Genomic DNA, 26,681 nt, shown 5'->3' with positions numbered 1-26,681 from the left:
GTGACCCCATCCCCCCAGCTGGCCGCGCTCGCGCTCAACGAGATCGGCCGGCTCCTCGGCACGCTGACCGAGGACCAGCTCACCGCGCTCGCCGAAGGCCGCGCCCAGGTCGAGTTCCGCTCCGCCGACGCCACCGTCGTGGCGCCCTCGCCCGCGCCCGCGGCGCCGGCCCGGGCCGCGAAGGTGGCCAAGGCGCCGGTCGACCTCGACGCGATCGTCGCCGAGATCAAGGCGTTCACCGAGGAGGACGCCGTCGAGCGGTACCTCATCGGCCGCGACAAGGACCTGCCGCTGCCGCTGCTGCGCGAGCTCGCCGACCGGATCGGCCCGCCGGTCACCTCGAAGGGCGCCAAGTCCAAGGCGCAGCTACGCAAGAACATCGCCGCCGGCACCGCCGGGCTGCTCAACCGCCCGGCGTCCGCCTTCTCCGGCGGCTGGGACCGTTAGTCGGTGCTCCCGGCCGGCAGCGGGATACGCTCGCCGGCCCACGGCTTCTCGTCGAACGCCGGCATCCGCCCGGGCGCCTGCATCGCGGCCCGCTCGCGGGCGATGATGTCCAGCCACTCCTGTGCCGTACCGGAAACGGTGAACGGCCCGATCGGCACCTCGATCGCGTCCTCGATCACCTGCACCGGCACCGACTCGCCGGAGATCTCGACGTCGCCGTCGCGGCCCTCCTTGGCGGCGGCCTCGATCGCGTCGGCGAACTCGTCCATGTCGGCGGAGCCGATCCACTCGACGCCGGCCCCGCGGGCCCGCAGGACCAGCCGGCCCCGGATCCAGGCGCTGCCGTACAGCACCATCGTGAGCTTGTAGCCGTCGCTCGTCGCCGCCGGCCCGCTCGGCAGCGCGTCCAGCCACGCCGGCCGGAACGACGTCAGCAGCTGGGTCATCGCCGCGGCCAGCAGCGCCCGCCGCGCGGCCAGGAACCGCGGGAACGCCTCGGCCGCCCGCAGCTCCTCGTCCAGCGGAATGTAGTGCGCGGCCAATTCCTGCCGGTCGATCGCCGGGAAGTACACGGCGGGCGATTTGTCGCTGATCTTCAGATTGGCCTTGCGGGAGATGAACGCCAGGTTGGCCAGGTCGTTGATCTCGCCCTTGTCGTAGCGCTCGAGCGTGGCCACGGGGTGGACGTGGTGATATTGCAGCTGATGATCGCCGCTGTCCCCCGGCATGATCCCGGTCGCGTACCACCAGTCGCGGGCGCCGTTGCGCTGCGCCACCAGCAGGCTGAGGAAGAAGTAGGGGCTCTCCTTCGAGCGCCCGGCGAGCGACTCGGCGGTGATGCTCGGCAGCGCCTGCAGCACGCCGAGGTTGTGCAGCAGTTCCCGGGCGGGATCGGGCTTGCGGGCCGCCGCGATGTCCCGGGTGAGGTTGGTGTCGCTGGACGTCGAGTAGCGGGCCCGGACCGTCGCGATGAGCAGCCAGTAGAGCAGCGCGTCGGCGGTCTGCTTGTCCGTCGGTCCGGAATGCTCGCCGAGCAGCACGATGAGCGGAATCAGGACGGCCAGCGACGGCAGGGGCTCCGACCTGGGCAACCGCAGATTGTCCTTGAGCAGCTTGACCAGGTGTCGCAGGCCGCGCTGCACGACGTCCCACGACCGCACCAGGTCGGCTTCGGCGACGCGGCTCAGGTCGTTGACCGACCACGACGACATGCCGCCGCCGAACAGTACGCCGGCGAAGGCGCGGGTCAGGAAGTCGACGTCAAGGTCGGCGTAGCCGGCGGCGCGCCAGTGGGCGGCCTCCTTCTGGAACTTGTCCAGCACGCCGGGCCACTTCGCCGACAGGGTGGACATGGCCAGGTCGGCCCGGCTCAGGTGGCGGCCGGCGCTGTTGACCCGCACGAAGACCTCGGAGACCTCCAGGTAGCCGCAGTCACGCAGGATCTCCACGTGGAAGGCCCGGGCGGCAAGCGATCGCACGGCCGTCAGCCGGCGCTCGATCTCCAGGTCGGGCAGCCGGCAGCCGGCCGCGCGCAGGTCGCCGATCATCGAGAAGAGCGCCCGGTCGCCGTGCAGCAGGGTGTGCACCTTGATCCAGTTCGGGTCGGCCCGCGTCGCGGCGCTCTGGTTCTGGAAGCGGTCCTTCTCGACGTGGAAGACGATCTGCGCGTCGGGGTGGTCGTGGAAGACCCGGTGCAGCGAGGTGAGCCGCTGCTGGCCGTCGAGGAGGTACAGCGGCGGCTTGAACGGCTGCTCCGCCGTCCCGCCCACGGCCATGGCCCGGGTCACCGGCGTCTCGTCGGACTGCCAGAACAGCAGCGAGCCGAACGGGAACCCGCGGTAGAGCGAGTCGACCAGCTTCGCCACCTGCGTCGGCCGCCACACGTAGCTGCGCTGCAGCTCCGGCAGCCGGATCTCGGTGCGCGAGATCTGCCGCATCAGCTCGCCGACTTGCAGCGTCGCCTGGTCGATGTGCATAGTCAGCCATCCTGGTCGCAGCGGCCAGGGCGCGGTAGCGACCGCTCGCGCGGCGATGGGAGCCTGACGGCCCTTGCATTCCGGCGACGGCGGTCAGTGAGTCACTCGTTGCGTGCCGTTTCGGGGCCGGTGACCCGCTCCAGCAGCGGCAGGGTCGAGGCGATGATGGCCAGGGACACGGCCAGGCCCAGCGCGGCCAGGGCGTAGTAGGTCCAGCCGGGGGCGGACAACGTGTACCCCATCTGGGCACGCAGGAACAGTTGCGCCGCCACGAATCCGGTGCCGGCGGCCAGCACGGCGACCGCGAGCAGCGGGACCGCGGACTCCAGGGCCACGACCCGACGCAGCATTCGCAGGGGTACCCCGGTGAGGCGGAGCAGGCTGAAGGGGCGGCGGCGGTCGCTGATGCCGGCCGCGACGCTCACGGCCAGGCTGCAGCCCGCGATCGGCAGGCTGAACAGCATGATCACGTTGGCCAGCTGCTGATACTGCCGCAGCTGGGTCCGGGAGTCGGTGGTGAAGTCGAGGTCGGTGGCCGGCGGGACCCGCTCGCCGGGGTAGGCGAGCTCCAGCAGCGTGCGGGCCCGCTCCCGGGCGGCGGTGGTGCCGTCCAGGCCGACGACGAGGGTGTCGATCGGCAGCGCGGCGAGCTGGTCGGTGGTGAGCGGCGCGGCCGGCCAGACGGTCGAGGCGCCGGTGCCGGTGCGGTCGCGGTCGAAGCCGACCAGGTTGGACCAGATCTGGGCGGTCTCGGCGCCGGGGGCGCAGCGGCCGTACTGCGGAATCCGGGCCAGCTCCGAGCAGGCGACGACGCTGGACGGGCTGACCCGGGAGTCGTCGGGGTTGTCGCGCAGCACGAGCGCGAAGGTGACCCCGGTCGTGGCGCGCAGCCGGGCCAGCAGCGCGTCGGGGACCTGGCCGCCCTGGCGGTCGAACTGGCGCAGCAGGGTGGCCGAGGACAGCGCGTTGTTGCGCACCCCGCGCTCCTGGACCATCGTCGTGATCACGCCGGTGGCGACGCTGACCACGAACAGGCCCAGCACCACGCCGCTGATCGCGCGGAACGCGGCCTGCGGGTTGTCGGCGAGCCGGCGGGCCGCGACCAGGGCCGGCAGCCGGCGGGCGCGGCGGGCCATGAACCGGGCGCCGGCCATGGTGATCCACGGGCCGGCGATCACGAGGCCGGCCATCACCACGAGGAATCCGGGCAGGAAGGCGGCGACCTGTCCGTTCGAGGTTTTGGGGGTACGACCGACGAAGTACGCCAGCTCCGCGAGCCCGACGGCCAGCGGGAGGAGCCGCCAGGCCCGCGGCGGGCGCGGGGTGACCTGCCGGGCCACGCCCAGCGGCGAGACCCGCACCCGGCGCATCGCGAGGCGGGACACGACCGCGGCGGACAGCGGGACGCCGAGCGCGACGAGCCCGATCGCGAGCCACCCCGGGGACAGGTCGGCCGGGTGGAACCGCTCGCCGGTGAGCCGCACCTGGGCCAGCGCCGCCCGCAGGGCCGGGAACAGCGCGAAGCCGGCCGCGGTGCCGAGCACGGCGGCGGCCGTGGACTCGACGGCGGCGAGGGTGGTGACCTGCCGGGGCGTCGCGCCGACCAGCCGCATGGCGGCGAAGCGCCGCTCGCGGCGGGCCGCGCTGAGCCGGGTCGCGGTGCTGATGAAGACGAGCACCGGGAAGAGCAGGCCGCCGGCGACGACGGAGAGGACCAGGTCGAGCGCGGCGACCGGGATTGGCCGGCCCTGGGCGGAGAACGATTCGACGCGGCGGGCGCCGGGGATCGCGGCGACCTCGGCCGGGGTGCGGCCGACGACGGCGACGAGCGAGTCGGGCGAGGCGAGGGCGGTGGCGGGGATCAGGCCGGCCTCGCGCCCGGGGAAGCGGGCGCCGAGTTGGTCGGCGGGGTGGGCGGCGATGAGGTCGTGCAGGGCCGGGGAGGCGAGGTACTCCCCCGGTGCCGGCAGCACCGGCAGGCCGGGCACGGCCGGCGGGCGCGGGCCGGTGCGGCCGACGTCGATGCGGTCGATCGACCGGCCGGCGAAGTAGTCCCAGCGCACGGACCACTCGAGCGGGTCGGCCGCGGCCGCGCCCGGGACGGGTTGGGGGTTCATCCAGCCGGTCCGGCCGAACTGGGCGTCGAGGGCGCGCACCCCGGCGACGGTGGCGAGCAGCAGGCCGGTGCCGAGCGCGACCGCGGCGGCGATGACGGCGAAGCGGACCAGCGCCTCCCGGCCGCCGGTGAGGGCGAGGCGCAGGCCGAAACTGATCACGAGCCGCTCCGGCCGGCGCTGAGGGCGTGCACGATCCCGTCGCGGACGACGACCTCGCGGTCGGCGTAGACGGCGACCCGCGGCTCGTGGGTGACCAGCACGACCGTCGTGCCCTGCTCCCGGGCCACGCCGACCATGAGGTCCATGACCTGCTCGCCGGTGAGCGAGTCGAGCGAGCCGGTCGGCTCGTCGGCGAAGAGCACGGTGGGCCGGTTGATCATGCCGCGGGCCAGCGCCACCCGCTGCGCCTGGCCGCCGGACAGCTCGCCGGAGCGGCGGGCGTGCAGGCCCGCCAGGCCCAGCCGCTCCAGCCAGCCGCCCGCCTCGCGCAGCGCCGCGGCCCGCCGGACGCCGCCGAGCAGCAGCGGCAGCGCCACGTTCTCCTCGACGGTGAGCTCGGGGACCAGCTGGCCGAACTGGAAGACGAAGCCGAACCGCTCGCGCCGCAGCGTGCTGCGCTCGGGCTCGCCGAGGGCGTCGACGCGCCGCCCGTCGAAGCGGATCTCGCCGCGGTCGGGCACGAGGATGCCGGCCAGGCAGTGCAGCAGCGTCGTCTTGCCCGAGCCGCTGGGGCCCATCACCGCGACGACCTCGCCGGCGGCGGCCTCGAACGAGGCGCCGCGCAGAGCCGGTGTCTCGCCGAAGGACAGCGCCGCGTCGCGGGCCTCGATGAGCGGCCGGTCGCTCATCGCCGCACGACCTTGGCGAGGTGGTCGAGGCGGGCCACGGTCAGCTCGATCCAGCGCAGGTCGGCCTCGAGGTGGAACAGCCCGTGGTCGGCGAGCATCGCCTCGACGAGGTCGTCGCGCTTCTTGATCTCGTGCAGCTCGCGCATGCGCCGCAGGTGCTCGGCGCGCTGCCGGTCGAGATACTCCTGGGCCGGGCGACCCAGCATGAGCGACAGCACGACCTTGGCGAACAGCGTGGTCTGCAGGTGCGGCTCGGGCTCGACGGGCTGGGAGAGCCACGCGTCGACCTCGGTCGCGCCGAGCTCGGTGATCACATACCGCTTGCGGTCGGGCCCGTCGCCCGCCTCGACGTCGCTGATCACCACCTTGCCGTCGCGGGCGAGCCGGCCGAGCGTGGAATACACCTGGCCGAAGGGCAGCGGCCGGCCGCGGCCGAAGAACGTGTCGTAGTCGCGCTTGAGGTCGTAGCCGTGGCTCGGCTCCCGCTCAAGCAGCCCGAGGAGGGTCAGCGGAACGCTCATGGGCCGACCATACACCGCGGATATACACTCGGTATATACCCGCAGAGAGTGGTGCCGGCGAGGTCAGCGGATCTGGGCCACCGCGCCCCAGCAGGCGACGTCCTCGGCCGACGGGCGCGGCTCGGGCAGGCCCTCGGCGTGCCACTGCGCCACCGAGACGATGCCGGGCTCGACCAGCTCGAAGCCCGACAGCAGCTCGGCGAAGCGGGCGCCGGTGCGCGCCTGGAACCGGCCGTCGGGGTTGTTCGCGGTCAGCTGCTCGATCGCGTCCTCGGGCAGATACTCCCAGGTGGCGTGGGTGGCGACCAGGAAGCTGCCGGGGGCCAGGGCGCCGGTGAGCTTGTCGATGATCTCCTGCGGGTGCTCGTCCTCGCGGATGAAGTGCAGCACCGCGACCAGCAGCAGGGCGACCGGCTGGGACAGGTCCAGGGTCGCGGCCAGCTCCGGGCTGGACAGGATCGCGTCGGGGTCGCGCAGGTCGGCGTCGACATACGCGTTGGTACCGCCGCGGGCGCTGGTCAGCAGCGCCCGCGCGTGGTTGAGCACGATGGGGTCGTTGTCGACATACACGACGCGGGTGGCCGGGTCGACGGACTGGGCGACCTCGTGCGTGTTGTTCGGCGCCGGGATGCCGGTGCCGATGTCGAGATACTGGCGGATGCCCCGCTGGGCGAGATATCGCACGGCGCGGCCCAGGAAGGCGCGGTTCTCCACGGCCATGAGCTTCACGCCCGGCATCGCGGCGGCGATCGCGTCGGCCGAGGCCCGGTCGGCGGCGAAGTGGTCCTTGCCGCCGAGCCAGTAGTTGTAGCGGCGCGCGGGGTGTGCGACCGAGGTGTCGATGCGGGCGAGGGCGTCTCCGGTGTCCATCAGTGCACATCGTAGCGATCGGCGGCGACGATTGGTGAATCCCGCCGATGGGTACCCGGGCCTGGTGAAGGTGGCGGTGGTGGCACACCGGAAGAAGACGCTGGGCGGCGGCCTGCCCGAGCTGCGCCGCGCGCTGGCGGACGCCGGTGCCGGCGCGGCCGGCTGGTACGAGGTACCCAAGAGCAAGAAGGCCCCCAAGCAGGCCCGCAAGGCCGTCGAGGAGGGCGCCGAGGTGCTGTTCGTCTGGGGCGGCGACGGCATGGTCCAGCGCTGCGTCGACGCGGTCGCCGGCACCGCCGTCACGGTCGCGATCGTGCCCGCCGGCACCGCGAACCTGCTGGCCACCCAGCTGGGCATCCCGCGCGACGTCGCCGCGGCCGTGGACATCGGCCTGCACGGCGAGCGGAAGCGGTACGACCTGGGAAAGGTCGACGGCGAGCACTTCGCGGTGATGGCGGGCGCCGGCTTCGACGCGGCCCTGATCGAGGACGCCGACCGCAGCCTGAAGCGCCGGGCCGGCAAGCTCGCCTACTTCCGCACGGCGCTGCGCCACGTGCGCGACGCCCCGGTCGGCACCATCGTCCACCTGGACGACGAGCTGTGGTTCGCCGGCGACGCGACCTGCCTGCTGCTGGGCAACATCGGCACCATCGCCGGCGGGATCAAGGCCTTCGACGACGCGAGCCCCTTCGACGGGCGCCTGGAGGTCGGGGTGGCCACCGCGCACGGCGCCCTGCAGTGGGCCCGCACGCTGGCCCGGATGAGCACGGGCCGCACCGACCGGTCGCCGTTCGTGCGGATGGCCAGCGCCAAGCGGGTGTACGCCGAGTTCACCGAGCCGGTCCTGCTGGAGCTCGACGGCGGGGCCCGCAAGCCGGTCAAACGCCTGGAGGCAGAGGTCGCTCCGGCCGCGGTGACCTTCGCCGTGCCCCGTTCGAGGTAGCCTGCGGTACATGGTGCTCACGACTCCGGAGTCGCAGGCGGGCGCCGCCGGGCTCGCCGCGATCCTGGAGCGCCCCCAGGAGGCCGCCCTCGCCTTCGACTTCGACGGCGTGCTGTCGCCCATCGTCGACGACCCCGGCCTGTCCCGGCCGTATCCGGGGGTCGTGGCCGCGCTCGGGCGGCTCGCCGAGCTGGCCGGGTCGGTCTCGATCATCACCGGGCGCCCCGTCGCCGACGTGCTGCGCCTCGGGGACCTCGGCGAGCTGGCCGCCCTCGAGCATTTCTCGATTTTCGGGTTGTACGGCATGCAGCGCTGGGACTGGGCCACCCGCTCGGTCCTCTCGGAGCCGGTGCCGGCCGGCGTCGGCGCGGCCCGCGCCGAGCTGCCGGCGCTCATCGAGCGGGCCGGCGAACGGGGCGTGACCGTCGAGGACAAGGCGATGTCGGTGGCCGTGCACACCCGCCGGGCCGACGAGCCGCGGCGGGCGTTCGCGGCGCTGGAAGCCCCGCTGCGCGAGCTCGCCGACCGGCACGGGCTGTCGCTGGAGCCGGGCCGGATGGTGCTGGAGCTGCGCCCGCCCGGCGTCGACAAGGGCCACGCGCTGGAGGCGATCGTCGCCCGGCACGCCGCCCGGGCGGTCGCCTACTTCGGCGACGACCTCGGCGACCTGGCCGCGTTCGCCGCCGTCGACCGGCTGCGCGCGACCGGCCTGGCGGGCCTGAAGGTGTGCAGCGGCTCCGACGAGGTGCCGCAGCTGGCCGCCCGGGCCGACCTCATCGTCGACGGCCCGCCCGGCGTGCTGGAGTTCGTCGAGGCCCTCAACGAGCGCCTGAAATGACGTGGCGGACCGCCGCCGCCGCGACCGCCGGCGGCCTCGCCCTCGGCGCCGTCTCCCTGTTGCTCAACGGTCCGCCGCACGGGTCGGCGGGCAGCGCCGCCGGCACCCAGGGCCGGGCGGTCAGCGGCGTCGCGCTCGTCAACGACGCGACCCGCCGGCCGATCCTCGGCCTGACCCCGCTCACCGACGGCACCGTGATCGACCTCGGCCGCCTGGCCGGCCTCCGCCTCAGCCTGCGCGCCGACCTGGCCGCCGGCGCGCATCCGGGCGGCGTCACGTTCACGATGACCGGCGCGAAGGGCGACCGCTACACGCACACCGACTCGCGCGCGCCGTACTTCCTCTGCGACGACTACGCCGACTGCCCACCGCTGACCACGCCGGACACGTACACCCTCACCGTCCGGCCGCACACCGGCGCCCCGTTCTCCGTCCGCTTCACCGTCGCCGCCGCGCCCGCCGCCCCGCCGCTCGACGTGCTGTTCGTCGGCAACAGCCTGCTCGGCAGCGTGAACCGGTCCTCCGGCGAGGACACGCCCGCGCTGGTGCGGCGCCTGGCCTCCGCCGCCGGGCGGGCGCTCAACGTCACCGAGGTCATCCACTCCGGCTACACGCTGCGACAGACGTGGGACGACGGCCTGGTCGCGGCCGCGCTCGGCGGCGCGCGGCAGTACGACTTCATCGTGCTGCAGGAATACAGCACCCTGGTCGCCGCGAATCCGGCGGCGGCCACGGAGACCCTGCTCGGCACGTATGCCCCGGCGTTCGCCCGCGCGCTGAAGCCGGGCGGGCGGGTGGTGTTGTTCAAGAACTGGGCGCTGGTCGACCCGGCCCCGTTCCCGACCCGCGCCGCCGCCACGGCCGCGATCGACGCGAACTACGCGGCCCTGTCGGCGGCGCTGGCCACGCCGAACCTGCTCGCCCCGATCGGCGACGAGTTCGAGACGGTCATCGCGGCCGAGGGCGCGCCGTACCTCATCGAGCCCGACGGCAAGCACCCCAGCGACGCCGCCATCTACCTGGACGCGGTCACCCTGTCCGGGATCGTGCTGAGCGAGTCGCCGCGCGGCCTGGCGGACCTGTACCTCACTGGGCCCGCCGCGGCGGACCTGCGCGCCGTGGCCGCCACCGCGATCGGCTACTAGCCGATCAGGGTCCGGGCGACCTCGGCGACCGCGAACTCGGCGAAGGTCTCGTCGGAGTCCAGCGCCTCCTCGACGGCGGCCGGGTCCGGGTCGAAGCCGGCGGCCTGTGCCCAGGCGACCAGTGCCTCGACCGCCTCCGGGCCGGAGAGCAGGTCGTCCTCGTCCGGCGGACCGTAGTCCTCCAGCACCTCCGGGCGGACCGCGACCTGCCAGGTCTCCCCCGCCGCCGCGGCGGCCAGGATCGCGCAGTCGCTGTCGAGCACGTAGGCGGCCAGCGCCGGCGCGCCGGTGCGCTGCGCCACCGCCCGGGCGAGCCGGGCGGCGGCGCCGTTGCCCTCGGCCTGGAACACCTGCCAGCCGTCGCCGAGGTCGTCGGTGTTGAAGGCCGGGCCGAGGCCGGCGTCAAGCCCATCGGGGTCCGCGGTGCGGGCCGCGACGACGAAGCCGAAGAATCCCACGACCCGGATGATAACGATCAAGCCCCGGCTCCCCCACGAGGGGAGCCGGGGCGGGTGCGGGCGGGCGGCCAGCGCCGGGGGCGACATTATTCGATGCGCTGTTATCGAGCGCTCCTCTTCGTAACCCCGATGTGGAATCGGAGGGGCTATCGCCTGGCCTGGCTCAGTCCCGCATGTCTTCTATTCAACCGCCCGGGATCCGTTGCGGTCAAAGGGTTTTACGCGGCGGCGGTGGCGAACAACGAGGCGTACACCAGCCGCGAGCCGTCGGTCACATACTGACCGGCGACCGTGCCGCTGTCCACGGTGGACAGCCGCAGATCGAGATACCGCTCCTGCTCAACCGGCTCGCCCGGCTGCCACGCGGCGCGGGCCAGCGCGGCCCGCACGTCGCCCGCGACCGCCCGGCGCCGCCCGGCGAGCTCCGCCCGCAGCCCCGCGACGCTCGCCGCGCGCAGCGGCTCGCCGTCGCCGGCCGCGACCGGCTCGGAGAACCACGCCGCTGGGCCGTAGGCGAAGCAGGCCAGCGCCATCCAGACCTCGGCGAAGTACACCGGGTCGGGAGCGATCTCCACGCCGGCCAGCGCGCCGCCGACCAGGAACACCGCGCCGAGCTGCCCGTCGAGCAGTTCGAGACGGCTCTGGTACTGCGTGAGCCCGGCCCGCTGGCGGGTCAGCACCTGCTCCAGGTGCCCGCGCGCGGGCAGCCCGTAGCGGTCGTTGAACGCGCCGATCTGCGACCACAGCTTGCTGTACTGGGCCGTGCCCCGGGCCCGCAGGGCGGCGGTGCGCAGCTCCACGGGCAGCACGAAGAACCACTGGTCGTCCCGCCCGGCCAGATAGCCGCCCTGCGACTCCTGCACGCAGCAGGCGTCGTCGAAGCGCAGCGTCTGCCCGGCGGCGATGAACGCCGAGCGGCACAGCGCGTGGTTCTGCGCCGCGTCCTGGATGTACCCCACGTGCAGCGGCACGATGGCCACCCCGGACGTGCCCGGGTTGTGCAGCTCCACCTGGCCGTACGTGACGACCCGGCCGAGCTTGAGCCCGCTGCGCGGCGGCGCGATGCCCGGATACGCCGGCCCGAAGACGGGCACCATGGTGAGCGCGCCGGCGCGCTGAGGCGTGCCGAGGCGGTAGCCCGACGCGTCGACCGCGTGCGGGAGCATGGCGAGCTCGCTCATCGCCGTACCTCTCCTTCCAAAACGGTCTCGACAATGCCTTCCAAAACGGTCTCGACAATGCCGAGCCGGCGTCGCAGCTCGGCGCCGACCCAGCGGCCGGCCTCGGCGCCCTCGGCGTGGGACAGCACCCACAGCAGCAGCGCGGCGAGGTCCGCCGAGTGCCAGAACGCGCGCCGCGGCAGCCCGTCGGCGGCCCGCCGCAGCGACAGGTCGTCGGCCGGACCGAACGCGGCCTGGCAGAACACGACCGGCGCCCGGACCCCGGCACCGGGCAGCGCCGCGGCGACGCGGGTCAGGTCGCCCGGGTAGACGTTCTCGTAGCCGTCGGACGCGACCGCGATCACGTCCGGCGCGGCGTCGGCGGCGGTGAGCACCGCGCTCGCCAGGTCGGTGGCGCCGCCCGGCCGCCCGTCGGCGTCGCCGCCGGCCGGCACCACGACGAGCCCCGGCACCGTCCGCGCAAGCACCAGCCGAAGCGCGGTGACCTGCGAGAACACGGCCCACTCGCGGTCGCCGTAGCCGCGCATCGACGCCGAGGCGTCCACGACCAGCGCGACCCGCCCGTCGTAGCGCGGCAGCCCTGCGGTGAGCGCGCCCACCTGCGCGTCGACGGCCGACAGCAGCTGCGGGCTGGGCCCGCCGCGCAGCAGGTGGACCAGCGCCGCGGCCAGCTCGCCGCGGTTGGTCGCGGTGACAGTCGCCGGCCGCTCCTCCACCAGGTCGAGGTCGAGGGCCGCACCGGGCAGCGCGAGGCTCTTGGCGGCCGCCCCCGGCGAGTACAGCGCGGCGACGCCCGCCTCACTCCGCCGCCCGCGGGCGGTGGCCTTGCCCAGCGCGTGCTCGAAGCAGTCCACGGCCAGCCCGCGCCGCGCCCGCACGATCTCCGCCGCGCGCGGGTGCTCGAACAGCACCGCGAGCGTGGCCCGGGTGACGTGCTTGTGGTTGGCCCGCCGGCGCCGCGCCGCGAGCAGCACGGTGAGCACGTCGGCGGGCGGCAGCCCGAGCGCGAGGACCCGGGTGACCCGGTTGAGCGTGGTCCGCACGTCCGCCGGGACGCCGTCCCAGGAGGCGGTGAGCAGCCGCAGCAGGATCCGGGCCCGCTGGCCCGGCAGCACACCCGGCACGAGCGCCGACAGCGCATACCGCTCGGGCCCGCTGCGGTGCGCCGCGACGTGCAGCTCCTCGTCGTCCCAGACGACGGCGCCGGCGCGCGGCACCCGCAGCACCCCGTCGTGGTGCTGGAGGTGGTGCACGAAGGTGTCGATCACACCGCCGAAGGTAAGACCCGAAAAACCGCTGGCTCCAACGCTTTTCGATGTGCTGCCCCCGGCGCGAGACGAAAAGTCGGGCGCTCCGCGCCACGACTTTTCGGATTTATACCCTGACAGGCGAAATGTCCGGTAAATCGTGGCAAGTCGCTGCCGGACCGGCCGTAAGTCTCCGCGATCACGCGGAGTCCGCGGCGCGCACCACCGGTTTTCCATGATCACGGAGCGACGATGTACCCCTGGGTCAATGCCACTTAGCTTAAGTTGATCTTGTGGTGAGGGTGATGGTGGCTGGCCCGGCGTGGCGTACGCCGATGTCGGTGGCCCGTTTGACCCGGTAGCTGTTGTGCCGGCCGCGTTTGACCACGCGGGGGTAGCTGCGGTGGCGGCGTGGTGGGTTGAGGTGCCGGCGGTCGGTGATGTCGGCGTGGACCCTGGCGAGCAGTTGTGGCTGGTGCTCAGGGGGAAAATGCCGCCGGGTCGTCGATCCGGCGGCGCACGATCCGTACCGTGCGCAGGAACTTGACCCGGTCGGGGTCGATACCTGCCTCGGTCGCGGCGTGGCAGATCAGGGCGCTGATCGCGTAATGGGTCAGCAGGTAGCCGTAGATCTCCTGGACGACCAGGTCCGGGCTTTTCGAGCGCAGCACCCGGCCCGGTCCGCGCAGATGGGTCTTGAGCTGGTCGTTACCGGTCTCGTGCTCCCACCGGTCGTGGTAGGCCGCGGCCAGTTGCGTCGCGGCGGCGGCGGCCGGGTCGACGATCGTGGTGATCAGCCGGATCACCTCCGCGCCGGGCTCGCGGTCGCTGGAGCCGCGGTCAGGGACGGTGTACTCCACCACCCGCACCACCACCGCCTCATCCGGGTCCAGGCCGGCCCCCGCCGCGGCCGCGGCCTGCAGATCCCGACGGCGGAACCGGCTCTGGATCTTCGGGTTGATCAGCACCGACCGGTACGACCCGTCCGGCAACTCCCGCAGCACCGGCAGCAGCAGACCGGACTTGACCCGCCACAGCAACTGCGTCCCACCCCGCCGGGCGGCGTTCCAATTGGCCAGGCTGTAGAAGTTCCGGTCAGCCAGCAACAGCCAGCCACCGCCCAACCCGGTCAGCAACCCCCGGGCCACGGTCAGCTCACCCTGACCCGCCCGCCCCACCGCCGCAGCGACCACCGCATGCGACCCGCACTCCGACACCGTCACCACCCGCACCTTCGACAACGCCGCCCCACCCGACCCGAACCCGAACCGGGCAGCGTTCTCCTCGCTGTCCGGCGCGTCCCACTCGAACCCGTCAATCGCCATCAACCGCCACGGCCCGAGCCACGCACCCCGCGTCAACTCCGACGCCACCGGCACCGCCACCCGATCGAACAACTCCACCACCGGCGCCGACCCCAACCGCTGCCGCGCCTGCGTCAACCCACCCGACGTCGGCACCGACCACGCACCATCCCAACACCCCCACCCCAGCAACGTCCCCGCCAACCGGGCCGCGACCTCCTCATAGTCCTCATCAGCAAACAACGCCAACGCCATCACGAAATACACCACCACATGCGGCGGCAACTTCCCACCCGAACGCCGCGCCGCACGACCCGTCACCGCCACCACCTCATCCACCACATCCCGCGGCACCGACGACGCCAGCACGCCCAACGAAATCCAGTCCGTCAACAACCCCCGCACCAACCGCTGCACCATCCGCGGAAACTAACCCGCCCACGCCACAACCCAACCACCAACACACCACCACCCAAAGATCAACTTAAGCTAAGTGGCATTGACCCCTGGGTACCATTTGTCTCCGCGATCACGAAAACCAGTGGTGCACAGACGACCACGCTCATGATCACGGAGTGTTTCGTCCGCCCCGCCGACGCGATTCGGCCGAACGTGGAACTGCACCGAGCCAGGACCGGGTGGGCGGCCCAAGGTTAGTGGGCGTGCAGTGTCAGCCGCAGGATCCGGTCGTCCTCGAGGGACGGGCCGTGGTCGTTGCGTCCGTCGCGATTGGAGGTCGTGAGCCAGACGCTGCCGTCGGGAGCGTTGATGGCGGTACGGAGCCGGCCGTATTCGCCGGTGATCGCCGGCACGGGCGGACCGGCCACGCCGGCCCGCGGACGCCATTCGATGCCGGTCGGACCGGTCGCGCCGGTCAGGCCAGTCACACCGGACGGGCCCGACGCGCCAGATGGGCCAGTCACACCGGACGGGCCAGTCGCACCGGGCGGACCGGTCGCGCCGGTTGCGTCGGACGGGCCAGTCGCGTCGGACGGGTCGGGCGGGGCGGCGGCGGGCGGATGGACGCGGATGTGGCGTGCGGCCGCAGGGTTGAGGGGGATCAGGTAGATGCGCTGGCCTCGCAGGCAGGTGACGACGGCGGTACCGCCGTCGACCGCCACATCGGCGCTGACGCCGACCTCCGGGTGCCAGGCCATCACCGGATCGACGTAGCGCCGGTCGCCGGCGATGCCCTCGGCCGCGGGCCAGCCGTAGTTGTGGCCCGGCTCGACCACGTTCAGCTCGTCCCACCGCGACTCGCCGATCTCGGCGACGAACAGCCGGCCGCGGCGGTCCCACGCCATGCCCTCCGGGTTGCGATGCCCGTAGGACCACACGAGCGAGCCGGGGAACGGGTTACCCGGCGCCGGGCGGCCGGCGGGCGTCATCCGCAGGATCTTTCCGCCGAGGCTGTCGAGGTGCTGCGCGTTCTCGTTGTGCGAGGCGTCGCCGGTGCTCGCGTAGAGGTATCCGTCCGGGCCGAAGGCCAGCCGTCCGCCGTTGTGGACGCCGCCGCTCGGTATGCCGGTGACGATGGGCTCGGGGCGGCCGCCGAGGCGCAGCCTGGCGATCCGGTTGTCCACCGTCGTGGAGTAGTAGACGAACACGGTCCGGTCCCTGGCGAACGCCGGCGAGGCCGCGATGCCGAGCAGGCCGCCCTCGTTGTCCGGGTTCGCATCGGTGATCGTGGTGACGACCGCGACGGTGAGTTCGCCGTCGCGTTGCCGGGCGGGTCCGACCTTGAGGATCCGGCCGGTACGCCGCTCGGTCACCAGCGCGCCACCGTCCGGCAGGAACGTGACGCCCCACGGAATGTCGAGGTGCCGCACCTGCGTGCTGACCGAGACCAGCGCATCACCCCGGCCGGATGGATCGCCCGGTCCGGGGCGGAAGTCCGTGGGGTCGGGGTCGCCGGGCACGGGTCGCGCCCGCTCGCCCGGGCCGCGCGCGGGGCCGGCCGCCCCGCCGGACATCCACCCGGCGATGGGCATCCACCCGGCGACCGGTCCCAGGGCCAGCACCACGCAGAGCGCGCTGCCCGCCCAACGGCGCGTTGCGCTCTTCATCGCCGCTGTCCTCCGTCCCCGGCAGCAGCTACCGTCACACCCACCGTCACCCGGGCCGGCTCATCCGGCCTCACCCGGGGGGAGGGTCGAGGGTCAGCGCGGCAACTGCTGCAGGATGACCCGGGCCAGCTCGGCGACCAGGGCGCGGTCCTCGGTGTGGGCGAACTGCTGGGCCGCGCGGCTGCCGCGCCCGCAGAGGGCCGCCGTGTAGCGCGGGGCCACCACGATCGCGGCGCACTCCTCGACGGTGGCGCGCGGGCTTTCGGCGAAGCGCAGGCCCGGGGCGACGGCGGCCGGGTGCAGCGGGGCGACCAGGCCGACGAACGCGGCCCGCTCGGCGAGGCCGGTCAGCGACGGCAGCCAGGAGCGGGCGGTGGCCGGGTCGGTGCAGGAGGCGAGGACGACGGCGCCCGCGCCGGCGCGGCGCAGCAGGTGCTCCAGGTAAGCGGCGAACACCTCGGGGGTGCCGGCCCTGGCCTTCCCGCGGGCGGCCGCGGCCTCGAACGGGGTGCCGGCCGGCAGGTGCAGGCCGGGCCGTGACGGGCGCAGCGCCGCGGCGCCGCCGGGGTCGGCCGGGGCGAGGTCGTCGATCGGGGCCGGGCCGCCGAACAGCAGGCCCTGGCCCCAGTGCGCGCCGAGCGCCCGGGCGTTGGCGAGGTCGGCCTCCGTCTCGATGCCCTCGGCGACGATGACCGCGCCGGTCTGCTCGGCGACGGCGCTGACCGCGGCCACCACCTCGACGGTCCGCGGCGCGTGCGGGGCGCGCAGCAGGTGCAGGTCGAGCTTGACCACCTCGGGCTCCAGCAGCGGCAGGAACGCCAGCGACATCGGGTCGGCCCCGACGTCGTCGAGCGCCAGGCAGTGCCCCCGGCCCTGGACGGTGGCGGCCAGCTGCAGCAGCGCCGCCGGCCGCGCGGACAGCGCGCGCTCGGTGTACTCCAGCACGATCCGCGACCGGCCGCCGCCCATCAGGTCGAGCAGGCGCGCGGACAGGGGCTGGTCGACCACCGCCGGCTCGGCGTTGACGAACACGAGCGGTGGCGGCACCGCGGCCGCCGCCGCGCTCTCCAAGGCCCGCTCGGCGCACAGCGTGTCGAGCTCCCCGAGCCGCCCGGCCGCGACCGCCGCGGCGAACAGCGCCCCGGCGTTCCGCAGCTCCGTGCCGACCGGTCCGCGCGCGAGCGCCTCCACGCCGACCGGCCGCAGTGTCTCCAGCTCGACGATCGGCTGGAACAGCGGCTCGACCGCCCGCTCGGCCAGCACCCGATCGATCAGCTCCGCGCACTTCCCGCCCGGCGCTTCCTCGGCGCGCGGCTGCTCCACACCGGCAACGGCCGGGCCGGGAGCGGTTGCGTCGAAGACGGCCTCGTCGCCGGACGCGGCGGCGCGGCGGGAACGCGGGGTGAAGGTGCGGCTCACGCGGGAGACCCGTGAGCGGAACGACGCCGGCCGCAACGGCGTGGACACGGAGGGTGAGGCAGCGGTCGCGGGCGACGGAACCTCGGGCCGGTCCTGGGCCTGCATGCCAACCTCCCGGCTCGACACCGCCGCGTGCCCCGCTGCCAAAGACCCTAACCCGCAACCCGCCCGGCTCAAAGCCGGACGGGTCGGGTCTCACAGTTGGCAATCGCGGTCACACGCGACGTGACGAAGGTGCCGGAATGGCATCAGGAGGACGCCGCGATCGCCTCCACCGACTGGGTGTCGGCCGAGATGGCCGCGTCCGAGTAGCGGCAGTCGCGGAGCTTCTTCTGGGAGTACAGCTGCGTCTGATCGGCGAAGTGCGACGAGCTCGAGTCCGCCGACTCGCTGAACGTGAGGATGCACTTCGCGGACGGGCCGCTCGAGGTGTAGGCGAGCGTCAGCAGGAAGCTGGTGCCGTAGTTGACGACGTAGCCCTTGTCGGTCAGGTCGCTGCCGGGCGCGAACGTGCCCGGGTCCATGAACGGCTCCAGCGACGAGCCGGGCAGCGGCTCGTACTGCGCCATGTTGGCGATGCCGATGTTCTCCGTCGAGCCGGGCACCGGGATCTTCTGGCCGTTCTTCACCGTGTACTGCACCTGCTGCATCTGCACGTTGAGCGGCAGCCCCACGGCCCGCAGCCGCAGGATGGCCCGGGCCAGCCCGGCCAGCAGCTCGCTGGGCGAGGATGGCGCACCGCGCGGGGTGCGGGTCGGATCGGCCGGGTTGAACGGCACGCCGAAGAGCGGGCCGGCGGTGTCCAGCGCGCCGGGGTTGGCGGCGACGACCGCGCCGACGGTCTCCCGCCACAGCACCGCGCCGCGGCTGGCGAGCTCGAACTGCTTGTCCCAGTTGGCCAGCACGGTGCAGCCGGAGCTGATGTCGACCGCCGTGCCGTCGACGACGACCGGCGTGGTGCCGCGGGCCCGGCAGGCCGAGACGGTGTAGGCGGCCAACTGGGAGGCGGTGTAGGTGTCGCCGGACAGGATCGTCGTGCCCAGGCCCGCCAGGTCGAATTTGGCGGTACTCGTGATGAGCTTGACGTTCTGCCGGGTGCGCACGGTCAGCGGGGTGCCCTCCGGGCCCTGCAGCGGCGTGTAGCCGGTCAGGAACTGGTTGGCGTTGGGCACCCAGTGGCTGTCATTGGAGTTGAACACGTAGTCGCGCCGCTGCAACTGCGGCTGCTGAGCGAAGGGCACCAGGCCGGGCGAGCGGGCGCCGGGCGCGACGACCCAGGCGTTGGCGCTGTTGCTGCCGTCGAGCAGGCCCAGCGGGTTGCTGCCCCACTCGGCGATCGAGGCCGGCGAGAGGTTCGGCGTCGGGGACGAGTCGAGGTACAGCGCGTTGCCGGACGAGTCCGTGGCGATCGTGTTGACCCACGGAATGCCCTGGTCGGTGGCGATCGACGAGCGCAGGCCCGACACGCTGGTGGCCCGGGCCATGTTCCACCAGACCCGGGTGAGCCGGTCGTTGTCGATGTTGGCGTCGCGGTACGTGATGGCGGAGAACTCGTTCCAGCCCAGCGACGGGTCGATCGCGGACAGGTCCAGGACCGGACCGTATCGGGTCGACCACATGGTGCGGGTGACGTTCTGCAGCGAGCCGTTGGGCTGCTTGACCTTGACGGTGACGGTCTTGCCGGTCATCGCCTCGGGCTGGCCGTCGACCGTGTAGGTCGTGGGCGAGCCGGGGACGAGGTTGACCGAGTAGAACGTGAACCGGGAGCCGGCGGCGATGGTGTGCGTCCAGGCGACCTTGTCGGTGAAGCCGATCTGCACGCCGGGCAGGCCGCCGAGGCTCGCGCCGTAGACGTTGATGTTGCCGGGCACGGTCAGCTGCGACTCCCAGAAGCGCAGCTCGCCCTCCCACGGGAAGTGCGGGTTGCCGATGAGCATGCCCTTGCCGGTCGTGGACTTGTCGGCGCCGAGCGCCCAGCCGTTGCTCGACAGCGCCGCGCTCTGGCCGGTCAGCTGGTCGACGCCGGCCTTGGTCAGCGCCGGGGCGATGGGTAGCGGCGCGGCGGCCGCGGACGGCGGCGTCGCGGCGGCGATCGGTGCCAGCAGCGCGCCGCCGCTGCCCAGCAGGGCGATGTCGCGCTCGTAGGCGAGCAGGTCGACGGCGGTGATCGGCCCGATCCACGGCTGGCCGGCGCACCAGCCCGGCACCCGGGCGGCGCCGCGGGTGGCGAGGAAGGCGTTGTAGCCGCGGACGTAGCCGTTGACGATCTGCAGCTCGTCGGGCTGCAACTGGGCGAGCTGGGTGCGGGCCCGGTCGACCACGCCGAGCGAGGCGTAGGCGAAGTCGGTGGCGAGGTTGGCGCCGTCGGGGCCGGGGCCGAACCAGCGGGAGCGCTCGCTGCGCACCTTCACGATCTGGTCGGCCAGGTCGCAGAAGCGGTCCTCGGCGTAGGCCCAGGCCTGGCCGAACGCGACGCTGCCCACGTTCGCGGCGCTGATGTGCGGCACCCCGTAGGAGGTGCGCTTGATGACGGCGGCGTATCCGCCGGAGGTGACCGTATTCGCGGCGGCGGCCGCTACCCCGCCGGGTGCGGCGACGGCAGCGGGCCCGAGTAAGGCGAAGGCGGCGAGCACGGTGAAGATCCGGCGGGTTGCGAACACGGTTCCTCCGTGGAAGTGCGGGCAGCGGGAAGCAAGATCCAACGAAGACTCAGCGCGTCAACCACAGTACGCAGCGTCATCACTGGTTTCAATGGCCACACCAGTAACACAGCGAACGCTTGGTACATCGAAACCATTAAATCTCGATGCATAGACAGTCGTGTATGCTCCGGTACCGTCGAGGTAGACCTCGTCGCCGGTGCGAAGATCCGCGGACAGCTCGACGTCGAACATGATCGTGTCCTGGCTGTCACACGTCGGCCCGGTCAGGTGGAACCGGTCGCGGGTCGCGCCGCCGCGCGAGTCGGAGACGGGAAACCGCAGCTGGTTGGCGGTTTCCAGGCTCTCCATGAGGCCGTTGAACGCGCCGACGTCGAGGTGCGCCCAGCGCCGGCCGCCGCGCACGGCGGTGCCGATCACGGTCGCGCGCAGGCGACCGGCCTCGGCCACGATCGCCCGGCCGGGCTCGCAGACGGCATCGACCGGATACGGCAACTGCGCCAGCCCCGGTCCGATGGTGGCCCAATACTCCGCCAGCGGCGGCGTTTTCACGACGTACCGCGCCGGAAATCCGCCCCCGAGGTTCACCATGTGCAAGAAGACATCTTCGGCCGCCAATTTGCTCATTACGTACCCGACGGCGCGCAGCGGCGCCCGCCAGGCGTGCGCCAGCAGCATCTGCGAGCCGACGTGGAAGGCGGCGCCGTACGGGCGCAGGCCCCGCTCCCGGGCGGCCAGCATGAGCGCGACCGCGCTGTCGGGGTCGACGCCGAACTTGCCCTCGCTCGGCACGCCGCTGCGGATCTGGTGCGCGGCCAGGCGCACGATGACGGCCGCGCCCGGCGCCGCCGCGGCGATCTTGTCCAGCTCGTCCTCGGAGTCGAAGGCGAACCGCCACACGCCGGCCGCGTGCTGCCGGGCGATGTGGGCGAGCGGCTTGACCGGGTTGCTCGACAGCACCTCGGCCGGGTCGACGCCGATGGCCAGCAGCGCGTCGAGCTCGGCGGCCGAGGCGATCTCGAACCGGGAGCCGAGGGCGTGCAGCAGGGCCAGCACCTCCGGGTGCGGGTTGCACTTCATTGCATAGTGCACGTTGACGCTTGGCAAATTGTCGGCGAACGCGCGGTATGCCCTGGCCACCCGGTCCAGGTCAATGACGAGTTCAGGGCTCGGTGGGAAGCCGTCGAGGTGGTCCATCGACCCTCCCGAGATCGCAAATGGCGACGGAATGAGGTCACCATATTGCACAACGTGACTCTTGGACTACTCTCAATACACCATCGATCGAAAATATTTGATCGACTACTGGTACCGCGGAAGCGTGCCTAGCCGACGGCGATCGGAGTGCTGGACATGAATGTCAAGATTGTCGATCAGGTGCAGGGCGATCTGCGCGACGAGGCGTGGAAGCTCTACTCGGAGGCGTTCGCCGAGCTCAACGCGCTGGCCGTCCAGCGCCACCTCATGTACCGCGAAGAGTTTGACGACGTGATGGGCGACCCGCGCGTCCAGAAGTACCTCTGCCTCGACGACGACGACACCGTCCGCGGCATGTCGATCTACACCAACGACCTGGGAGCCGTGCCGCTGATCTCGCCGCCCTACTTCGAGCGGCGCTGGCCGGAGCACTACGCCGAGAAGCGGATCTGGTACTGCGGCTTCGTGGCCACCCAGTCCGACGGCCGGGCGGCGACGGCGTTCGGCGAGCTCGTCACCGCGATGTACCTCACCGCGGCGGCGCAGAACGGCAAGATCGCGCTGGACTTCTGCCACCGCACCGACGAGGTCCGGCACATGTCCCGCGTGGTCCGGCTTATGCTGCACCGCCTCTCCGGCGACGTCAAGGCACAGCGCATGGACGAGCAGCAGTACTGGCTCTACGAGTTCCCGGCCGCCTAACTATCGGAGGGGTTCGCGCCACATCGGCCACACCGGCGGCCCGTCGGGCAGCAGCACGGGCGGGCGGCTGACGTAGCCGTGGCGCAGGTACAGCTCGCGGTTGCGCGGATCGTTGGCCTCCAGATAGGCGGGGAGGCCGGCGCGGTCCAGCCTGGCGTGGTGCCGGGCCATCAGCGAGCTGCCGATGCCGAGGTTCTGCCGATCGGGCCGCACCGCGAGGAACGCGAGGTAGTGGTGCGGCTCGATCGGGTGCTCGGCCTCGAGCGCGGCGTCGAGCTGGCAGATGCGGTCGAACGCCGGGCCGGTGACCTCCTTGAGCCGGCTGTCGTAGTCGACCGGCGGCGGGATCATGTGCGTCAGCGGGAACCACAGCGCCACGCCGGAGAGCTTGCCGTCGATCGGGTCGACGCTGGCGTAGACCTCCCCGTGCCGCATGACGTGCTCGGCGAAGATCGCGAAGTACTCCGGGCTGGACTCGCGGCGCAGCGCCGTGTCGGGCATCAGCCAGCGCGCGACGGTGCCGTCGCTCATCGCCGCGGTGAGCACCTCGGTGATCTCCTCGGCGCCGACCGGATCGATGTCGCGAACGACCACGTCCTGAATGGCGTGCGTCATGAGCATCCTCTCCCTCAGTGGACGGGCAGCGGCTAGGCGTGGTGCGCGACGTCGGCGGTGACCCGGTGCGGGCGGGGCGGGCGGCCGAAGACGCTCTCCGGCACGACGAACCCCTCGGTGCCGCGGCCGATCCCGGCGTAGGCGTCCGGTCGCGCGCCGCGCATGATCGCGGCCCAGCCGATGCCGAAGGTCGCGAAGACCAAGTACGCGGTGGGGAACAGCCAGTTGAACGGCGAGTCCGGTGGCACCTGCAGCAGCTGGCCCAGGCCGATGACGGTCGCCGCGAGCACGAGGCTGAGCAGCAGGAACGACAGCATCGGGGCGATCCGGGAGCGCCACGCGTTTTCCTTGCGGCGGTGGCGGATGAAGAAGCCGACCACCGCGGCGGACGTCGACCACATCAGGATCAGCACGCCGAGGCCGCCGACCGTGGTCATCCAGGCGAACAGGTGCACGAGCGGGTCGGTCCCGGTCACGTAGTACAGGATGAGCACGCCCAGCGCGAGGACGCTCTGGGTGATCGAGCCGGCCAGCGGCGCGCCGGTGCGCGGGTGCGCCACACCCCACATGCGTGGCAGCACCCGCTCCCGGCCCAGCGCGAACTGGTAACGGGTCACCGCGGTGTGGAAGGCCAGCATCGCGGCGAAGACGCTGGTGAGGAACAGGATGTATCCGATGTTCACCAGCGCCTCGGGGACATACGGGCCGACCAGCTTGAACACCAGGTCGGTCTCGTTGTCGCGGGCGGCCTGCACGATGTCGCCCGCGTTGACCGACATCGCCCAGGCCGAGACGCCGCAGAGCAGGCCCGGCAGCAGCACCGCCCAGTGGGTGGCCCGGCCGATGGTCTTCTTCGGGTCCTTGGCCTCCTCGGACAGCACGACCGTGGCCTCGAAGCCGACGAACCCGGCGATCGCCAGCACCAGCATCGCGGCGACCTCCGGGGTGGCCAGCTGCTGTGGGTTGAGCGCGGCGAAGCTGACCCGGCCGCCGGCCGGGTGGGCGAGCATGAAGAAGTCGTAGACGAGCACGATGGTGATCTCGACGGTGAGCAGCACGGCGAGCACCTTGCCGCTGAGGTCGACCCAGAGCGAGCCGAGGATCGCCACCAGGAACCAGCCGACCAGCGAGCACACGAACCAGCTCGTGTGTACCCCCATCGAATCGAGAATGCCGGAGGCGACGACGCCGAACAGGCCCAGCAGGCCGATCTGCATGGCCGCGTAGGCGGGGAGCGCGACGAAGGCGGCCGCGACGCCGATCATCCGGCCCAGCCCGTGGCTGATGTAGCTGTAGAAGGCGCCGGAGTTGACGATGTGGCGGCTCATGGCGACGAAACCGACGGTGAACAGCGACAGGATGAGGGCGGCCACGAAGTACACCAGTGGTACCGCGGTGTTGCCGACGACCGCGTAGATCGTCGAGATCGCGCCCAGGATCACCGTCAGGGGTGCGGCTCCGGCCACGCCGAAAAACACCACCGACGGCACGCCGAGCCGGTTGCTGGCCAGCCCGCGCGCGACGATGTCGGGCCCGGTCAGGGTCGTACGCGCCATGGTTCTCGTTTCTCCTCATGCGGGCGCGTGGCGCCCCTACGCGGTCTCTAGCGACGGCCGGCGGCGAGGGCGGAGCCCACTGCGGCCTCGGTGTACTGCACGAGCTGGACGAGGTCGTCGGGGAGGGAGCTCATGATCCCGGGGAGGTTCTGCATGCAGTCGCGCTGTTGCTGGGGGCTGAAGAAGACGTAGCGGGTGAGGCCGGTGGCCACGACTAGTGCCACGAGCACGCGGTCGGAGAGGTTCATCGAGCGGCGCCGGCCGAGCGCCTCGGCAAGGCGGATCGACTCCCAGGCGGCCGCGTTGCGCTGGTCCGGGCTGACGGGCATGTAGAGGGTCTGTGCGGACAGCAGCTTCCGCTTGGTCACCGGCTCCACCACGCCGGCCCGCAGCAGCCGCTCGCCGACCTGGTCGGCCGCGTCCTGGGAGAGATACGCCAGCCAGGTGCGGATCTCCTTGTGCTGCGGCTGGGCGACGAGCAGGTCGAGCAGGGTATGGGCGAGGGAGTCGCCGGGGGGCTCGTGGCTGACCACGTAGAGGTCGCCGGTCATCGCGCGCAACCGGCCGAACAGCATCAGCTCACCGAGCAGGCCGGCGGCCAATCCAAGACCGGTCGCCCGCGGGTGCAGGCGCGACCGGCCGGTCCGGTCGTCGTGCGCAATTAGGTAATAGCTGTTGGCAAGCACCGCAATCACGCTCCTCGGCACACGGCAAAAGGAGATCATGAATGAATGGGGGTTCATCCTCGATGTCCCCAGCATCATGTACCAAGCACTACGCGTAGTGCAACGAGTACTAGACTCGGAGTACCACCCATCGGGATTGCGACAACTAGGATCATGCGCGTGCAGACGGACACCACCAGAACATCCGAGGAGGTAGCGGTGGCTGTCGACGAGGGGCCGACACTGCGCCGCCGTCGGCTGGCCGCCGAGTTGAAGAAATGCCGCGAGGACGCCGGCTTCACCCAGGAGCACGTCTCCCGGCACTTCGAATGGCACTCGGCCAAGGTCACCCGCATCGAGAACGCGCGAGTCCCCGTGACCCCGCGCGACGTGAACGATCTTCTGACGCTCTACCGCGTCGCGGACAGCGAATACCGTGACGCCCTCATGACCCTGGCCCGGCTGGCCCGGCAACGCGGCTGGTGGACCGACTACAAGGACGTCATGCGGCCGGGCAACTTCGTGGGCATGGAGGCCGACGCGTCCTCGGCCAAGGTCTGGGAGCCGATCGTGCTGCCCGGGCTGCTGCAGACCGAGCCCTACATGCGCGCGCTCATGGGCAGCGGGCGCAGCCACGACCCGCAGCACGCCATCGACCGCCGGGTCGAGCTGCGAAAGACCAGGCAGAAGCGGCTGAGGGGGCCGTCGCCGATCACGCTGTGGGCGATCATCGACGAGTCGGTGATCCGCCGCATCGTCGGCGGCAAGGACCTCATGCGGGAGCAGTGGAGCCGGCTCATCACGGCCACCGAGCTGCCCAACGTGACGCTGCAGATCCTGCCGCTCGACGCCGGTGAGCATGCGTTCCTGGGCGGTTCGATCGCGCTTTTGGAGTTCCCTGACGTCGCCCACTTGGACGTCGTGTACCTCGAGGGTCTTGCCGGGGACTACTACGAAGAGCAGCCTGCAGAGGTCAAGCGTTACCGGGTCGAGTTCGAGCGCCTGAGCACCAAAGCGCTCAGCCAGGAGGCGTCGATCGACATGATCCAGCGCCTGCTGGACGACTGATGGCAAGGGAGTTTGCCAGGGAGGGAGGTGCTATGCATGGCAACGCGTTTTCAGCACGCCAGCTGGAGGAAGAGCAGCCGCAGCAACGGTAACGGCGGCAGCAACTGCGTAGAGGTCGCGGTCGTCGGCGCAAACATCGGCGTCCGGGACAGCAAGAATCCCGACGGGCCGGTTTTGCAATTTACGGCCGTCGATTGGGAGTCGTTTGTGGACGGCGCAAAGCACGACCGCTTCGATCCCGCCCACGAACGATGATGCGATACATCGCCGGTGCTGCCGACACCGTCGATGCATAAAGCGACGGCACACCACTGTGCCGCCTTTTCGAACCAGTGACGCCTGACGGCGCCTTGTGGGGGGCCGATGCGAGCAGCATCGGTCCTCCGCAATGGACCGCATCGATGCTATTGCCGATTTCCACGGATGGACAGCACGTCGTTTCGCAGCATCTGCAATTTCCCCCAAGCCGTCCCGAACCGATGGCCGGGCCTGCCCTATACGGGGGTCGCGCGGGCGTCGACCAGCCTCCATCGGTACGTGAGACTCTCCCGCGTGGAGTCCGAGTTCGCCTTCGCGGCCGCCCGGTCGGGTGCCGGCCCGGCCACCTGGGGACAGAGCGCGATCTGGGACGTGGTGCGGCGCTGGGCGCCGACGCCGCCCGACCGCGCCGCCCGACCGCGCCGCCCGACCGCGGCGACCGACCACGGCGACCGCCGCCCCGCGCCCGCCGCGACGGCAAGTCTCCGCGATCATGCCGGACCCGCCACCGACACCACGGTTTTTCATGATCGCGGAGTGAACATGTACCCCCGTGTACCAAATGTCTCCACGATCATGG

The 26,681-nt window shown here is 72.1% G+C and carries 23 protein-coding genes; 7 read left to right on the top strand and 16 right to left on the bottom strand.

Annotated elements, in window-relative coordinates; all coding sequences use genetic code 11:
- On the top strand, positions 1–447 hold the full coding sequence (locus ACQPXD_RS16165; protein ID WP_432839164.1) for a hypothetical protein: 447 nt from the start codon (positions 1–3) through the stop codon (positions 445–447).
- On the opposite strand, the gene ACQPXD_RS16160 is transcribed toward ACQPXD_RS16165, so the two are convergent.
- The 5 genes from ACQPXD_RS16160 to ACQPXD_RS16140 all read right to left on the bottom strand — a co-directional run bounded on the left by ACQPXD_RS16160 (position 444) and on the right by ACQPXD_RS16140 (position 6,779).
- Positions 444–2,423 (bottom strand): GmrSD restriction endonuclease domain-containing protein, encoded by a 1,980-nt coding sequence (locus tag ACQPXD_RS16160; protein ID WP_432839162.1) that lies wholly within the window; start codon positions 2,421–2,423, stop codon positions 444–446. The two genes, ACQPXD_RS16165 and ACQPXD_RS16160, sit on opposite strands and share 4 nt — an antisense overlap.
- A 101-nt stretch (positions 2,424–2,524) precedes the next feature.
- A complete protein-coding gene (locus tag ACQPXD_RS16155; protein WP_432839160.1) occupies positions 2,525–4,699 on the bottom strand; it encodes an FtsX-like permease family protein in 2,175 nt (724 codons plus the stop codon).
- Positions 4,696–5,388, bottom strand: coding sequence for an ABC transporter ATP-binding protein (locus ACQPXD_RS16150; protein WP_432839158.1), 693 nt, complete (start codon positions 5,386–5,388; stop codon positions 4,696–4,698). Before ACQPXD_RS16150 ends, ACQPXD_RS16155 begins: the two co-directional genes overlap by 4 nt.
- On the bottom strand, positions 5,385–5,909 hold the full coding sequence (locus ACQPXD_RS16145) for a helix-turn-helix transcriptional regulator (RefSeq protein WP_432839156.1): 525 nt from the start codon (positions 5,907–5,909) through the stop codon (positions 5,385–5,387). Before ACQPXD_RS16145 ends, ACQPXD_RS16150 begins: the two co-directional genes overlap by 4 nt.
- Positions 5,910–5,972: 63 nt before the next feature.
- Complete coding sequence (locus tag ACQPXD_RS16140; protein ID WP_432839154.1) at positions 5,973–6,779, bottom strand: SAM-dependent methyltransferase; 807 nt, start codon at positions 6,777–6,779, stop codon at positions 5,973–5,975.
- Positions 6,780–6,858: 79 nt separating this feature from the next.
- Here ACQPXD_RS16140 and ACQPXD_RS16135 point away from each other — a divergent pair, with 79 nt between their 5' ends.
- The 3 genes from ACQPXD_RS16135 to ACQPXD_RS16125 are packed head-to-tail and all read left to right on the top strand — an operon-like array spanning position 6,859 to position 9,705.
- A complete protein-coding gene (locus tag ACQPXD_RS16135) occupies positions 6,859–7,722 on the top strand; it encodes a diacylglycerol/lipid kinase family protein (RefSeq protein ID WP_432839152.1) in 864 nt (287 codons plus the stop codon).
- Between the two features lie 10 nt (positions 7,723–7,732).
- On the top strand, positions 7,733–8,560 hold the full coding sequence (otsB, locus tag ACQPXD_RS16130; protein ID WP_432839150.1) for a trehalose-phosphatase: 828 nt from the start codon (positions 7,733–7,735) through the stop codon (positions 8,558–8,560).
- Positions 8,557–9,705: a hypothetical protein gene (locus ACQPXD_RS16125; RefSeq protein ID WP_432839148.1), complete on the top strand. Its 1,149-nt coding sequence runs from the start codon at positions 8,557–8,559 to the stop codon at positions 9,703–9,705. Before otsB ends, ACQPXD_RS16125 begins: the two co-directional genes overlap by 4 nt.
- On the opposite strand, the gene ACQPXD_RS16120 is transcribed toward ACQPXD_RS16125, so the two are convergent.
- From ACQPXD_RS16120 to ACQPXD_RS16085, 8 genes are all read right to left on the bottom strand, one after another.
- Positions 9,702–10,163 (bottom strand): hypothetical protein, encoded by a 462-nt coding sequence (locus ACQPXD_RS16120; protein ID WP_432839146.1) that lies wholly within the window; start codon positions 10,161–10,163, stop codon positions 9,702–9,704. The two genes, ACQPXD_RS16125 and ACQPXD_RS16120, sit on opposite strands and share 4 nt — an antisense overlap.
- 218 nt (positions 10,164–10,381) lie before the next feature.
- The gene (locus tag ACQPXD_RS16115) at positions 10,382–11,344 is read right to left on the bottom strand and encodes an ARPP-1 family domain-containing protein (RefSeq protein WP_432839144.1); all 963 of its coding nucleotides are present in this window, start codon (positions 11,342–11,344) and stop codon (positions 10,382–10,384) included.
- Positions 11,341–12,612 (bottom strand): hypothetical protein, encoded by a 1,272-nt coding sequence (locus tag ACQPXD_RS16110; RefSeq protein WP_432839142.1) that lies wholly within the window; start codon positions 12,610–12,612, stop codon positions 11,341–11,343. Before ACQPXD_RS16110 ends, ACQPXD_RS16115 begins: the two co-directional genes overlap by 4 nt.
- Before the next feature lie 458 nt (positions 12,613–13,070).
- Complete coding sequence (locus ACQPXD_RS16105; RefSeq protein ID WP_432827932.1) at positions 13,071–14,315, bottom strand: IS4 family transposase; 1,245 nt, start codon at positions 14,313–14,315, stop codon at positions 13,071–13,073.
- Positions 14,316–14,548: 233 nt separating this feature from the next.
- Positions 14,549–15,961 (bottom strand): PQQ-dependent sugar dehydrogenase, encoded by a 1,413-nt coding sequence (locus ACQPXD_RS16100; RefSeq protein WP_432839140.1) that lies wholly within the window; start codon positions 15,959–15,961, stop codon positions 14,549–14,551.
- 93 nt (positions 15,962–16,054) lie between these two features.
- Positions 16,055–17,380, bottom strand: coding sequence for an EAL domain-containing protein (locus ACQPXD_RS16095; protein WP_432839138.1), 1,326 nt, complete (start codon positions 17,378–17,380; stop codon positions 16,055–16,057).
- A gap of 248 nt (positions 17,381–17,628) precedes the next feature.
- Entirely contained in the window at positions 17,629–20,040 is a 2,412-nt protein-coding gene (locus tag ACQPXD_RS16090; RefSeq protein WP_432839136.1) for a penicillin acylase family protein, read from the bottom strand.
- A gap of 57 nt (positions 20,041–20,097) precedes the next feature.
- Positions 20,098–21,237, bottom strand: a complete 1,140-nt coding sequence (locus tag ACQPXD_RS16085) for a type III PLP-dependent enzyme (RefSeq protein ID WP_432839134.1) — start codon at positions 21,235–21,237, stop codon at positions 20,098–20,100.
- Positions 21,238–21,393: 156 nt separating this feature from the next.
- Here ACQPXD_RS16085 and ACQPXD_RS16080 point away from each other — a divergent pair, with 156 nt between their 5' ends.
- Positions 21,394–21,939, top strand: a complete 546-nt coding sequence (locus ACQPXD_RS16080) for a hypothetical protein (RefSeq protein WP_432839132.1) — start codon at positions 21,394–21,396, stop codon at positions 21,937–21,939.
- Here ACQPXD_RS16080 and ACQPXD_RS16075 read toward each other — a convergent pair whose 3' ends face one another.
- From ACQPXD_RS16075 to ACQPXD_RS16065, 3 genes are read right to left on the bottom strand one after another with little or no spacing between them, the layout of a single operon-like run.
- Positions 21,940–22,554, bottom strand: coding sequence for a GNAT family N-acetyltransferase (locus tag ACQPXD_RS16075; protein ID WP_432839130.1), 615 nt, complete (start codon positions 22,552–22,554; stop codon positions 21,940–21,942).
- Positions 22,555–22,586: 32 nt separating this feature from the next.
- The gene (locus ACQPXD_RS16070; RefSeq protein ID WP_432839128.1) at positions 22,587–24,110 is read right to left on the bottom strand and encodes an APC family permease; all 1,524 of its coding nucleotides are present in this window, start codon (positions 24,108–24,110) and stop codon (positions 22,587–22,589) included.
- A 47-nt stretch (positions 24,111–24,157) separates the two neighbouring features.
- Positions 24,158–24,835 (bottom strand): GOLPH3/VPS74 family protein, encoded by a 678-nt coding sequence (locus ACQPXD_RS16065; RefSeq protein ID WP_432843866.1) that lies wholly within the window; start codon positions 24,833–24,835, stop codon positions 24,158–24,160.
- A gap of 159 nt (positions 24,836–24,994) precedes the next feature.
- Here ACQPXD_RS16065 and ACQPXD_RS16060 point away from each other — a divergent pair, with 159 nt between their 5' ends.
- Together ACQPXD_RS16060 and ACQPXD_RS16055 are read left to right on the top strand one after the other, a co-directional pair.
- The gene (locus ACQPXD_RS16060; protein ID WP_432839126.1) at positions 24,995–25,843 is read left to right on the top strand and encodes a helix-turn-helix domain-containing protein; all 849 of its coding nucleotides are present in this window, start codon (positions 24,995–24,997) and stop codon (positions 25,841–25,843) included.
- A gap of 36 nt (positions 25,844–25,879) precedes the next feature.
- A complete protein-coding gene (locus ACQPXD_RS16055) occupies positions 25,880–26,098 on the top strand; it encodes a DUF397 domain-containing protein (protein ID WP_432839124.1) in 219 nt (72 codons plus the stop codon).
- Positions 26,099–26,681 lie beyond the last annotated feature (583 nt).

The organism is Dactylosporangium sp. CA-092794 (genome assembly GCF_050948465.1).
Classification (GTDB): Bacteria; Actinomycetota; Actinomycetes; order Mycobacteriales; family Micromonosporaceae; genus Dactylosporangium.
Note: the sequence above shows the minus strand (reverse complement) of the source record. Positions and strands in the feature narration are given on the sequence as shown.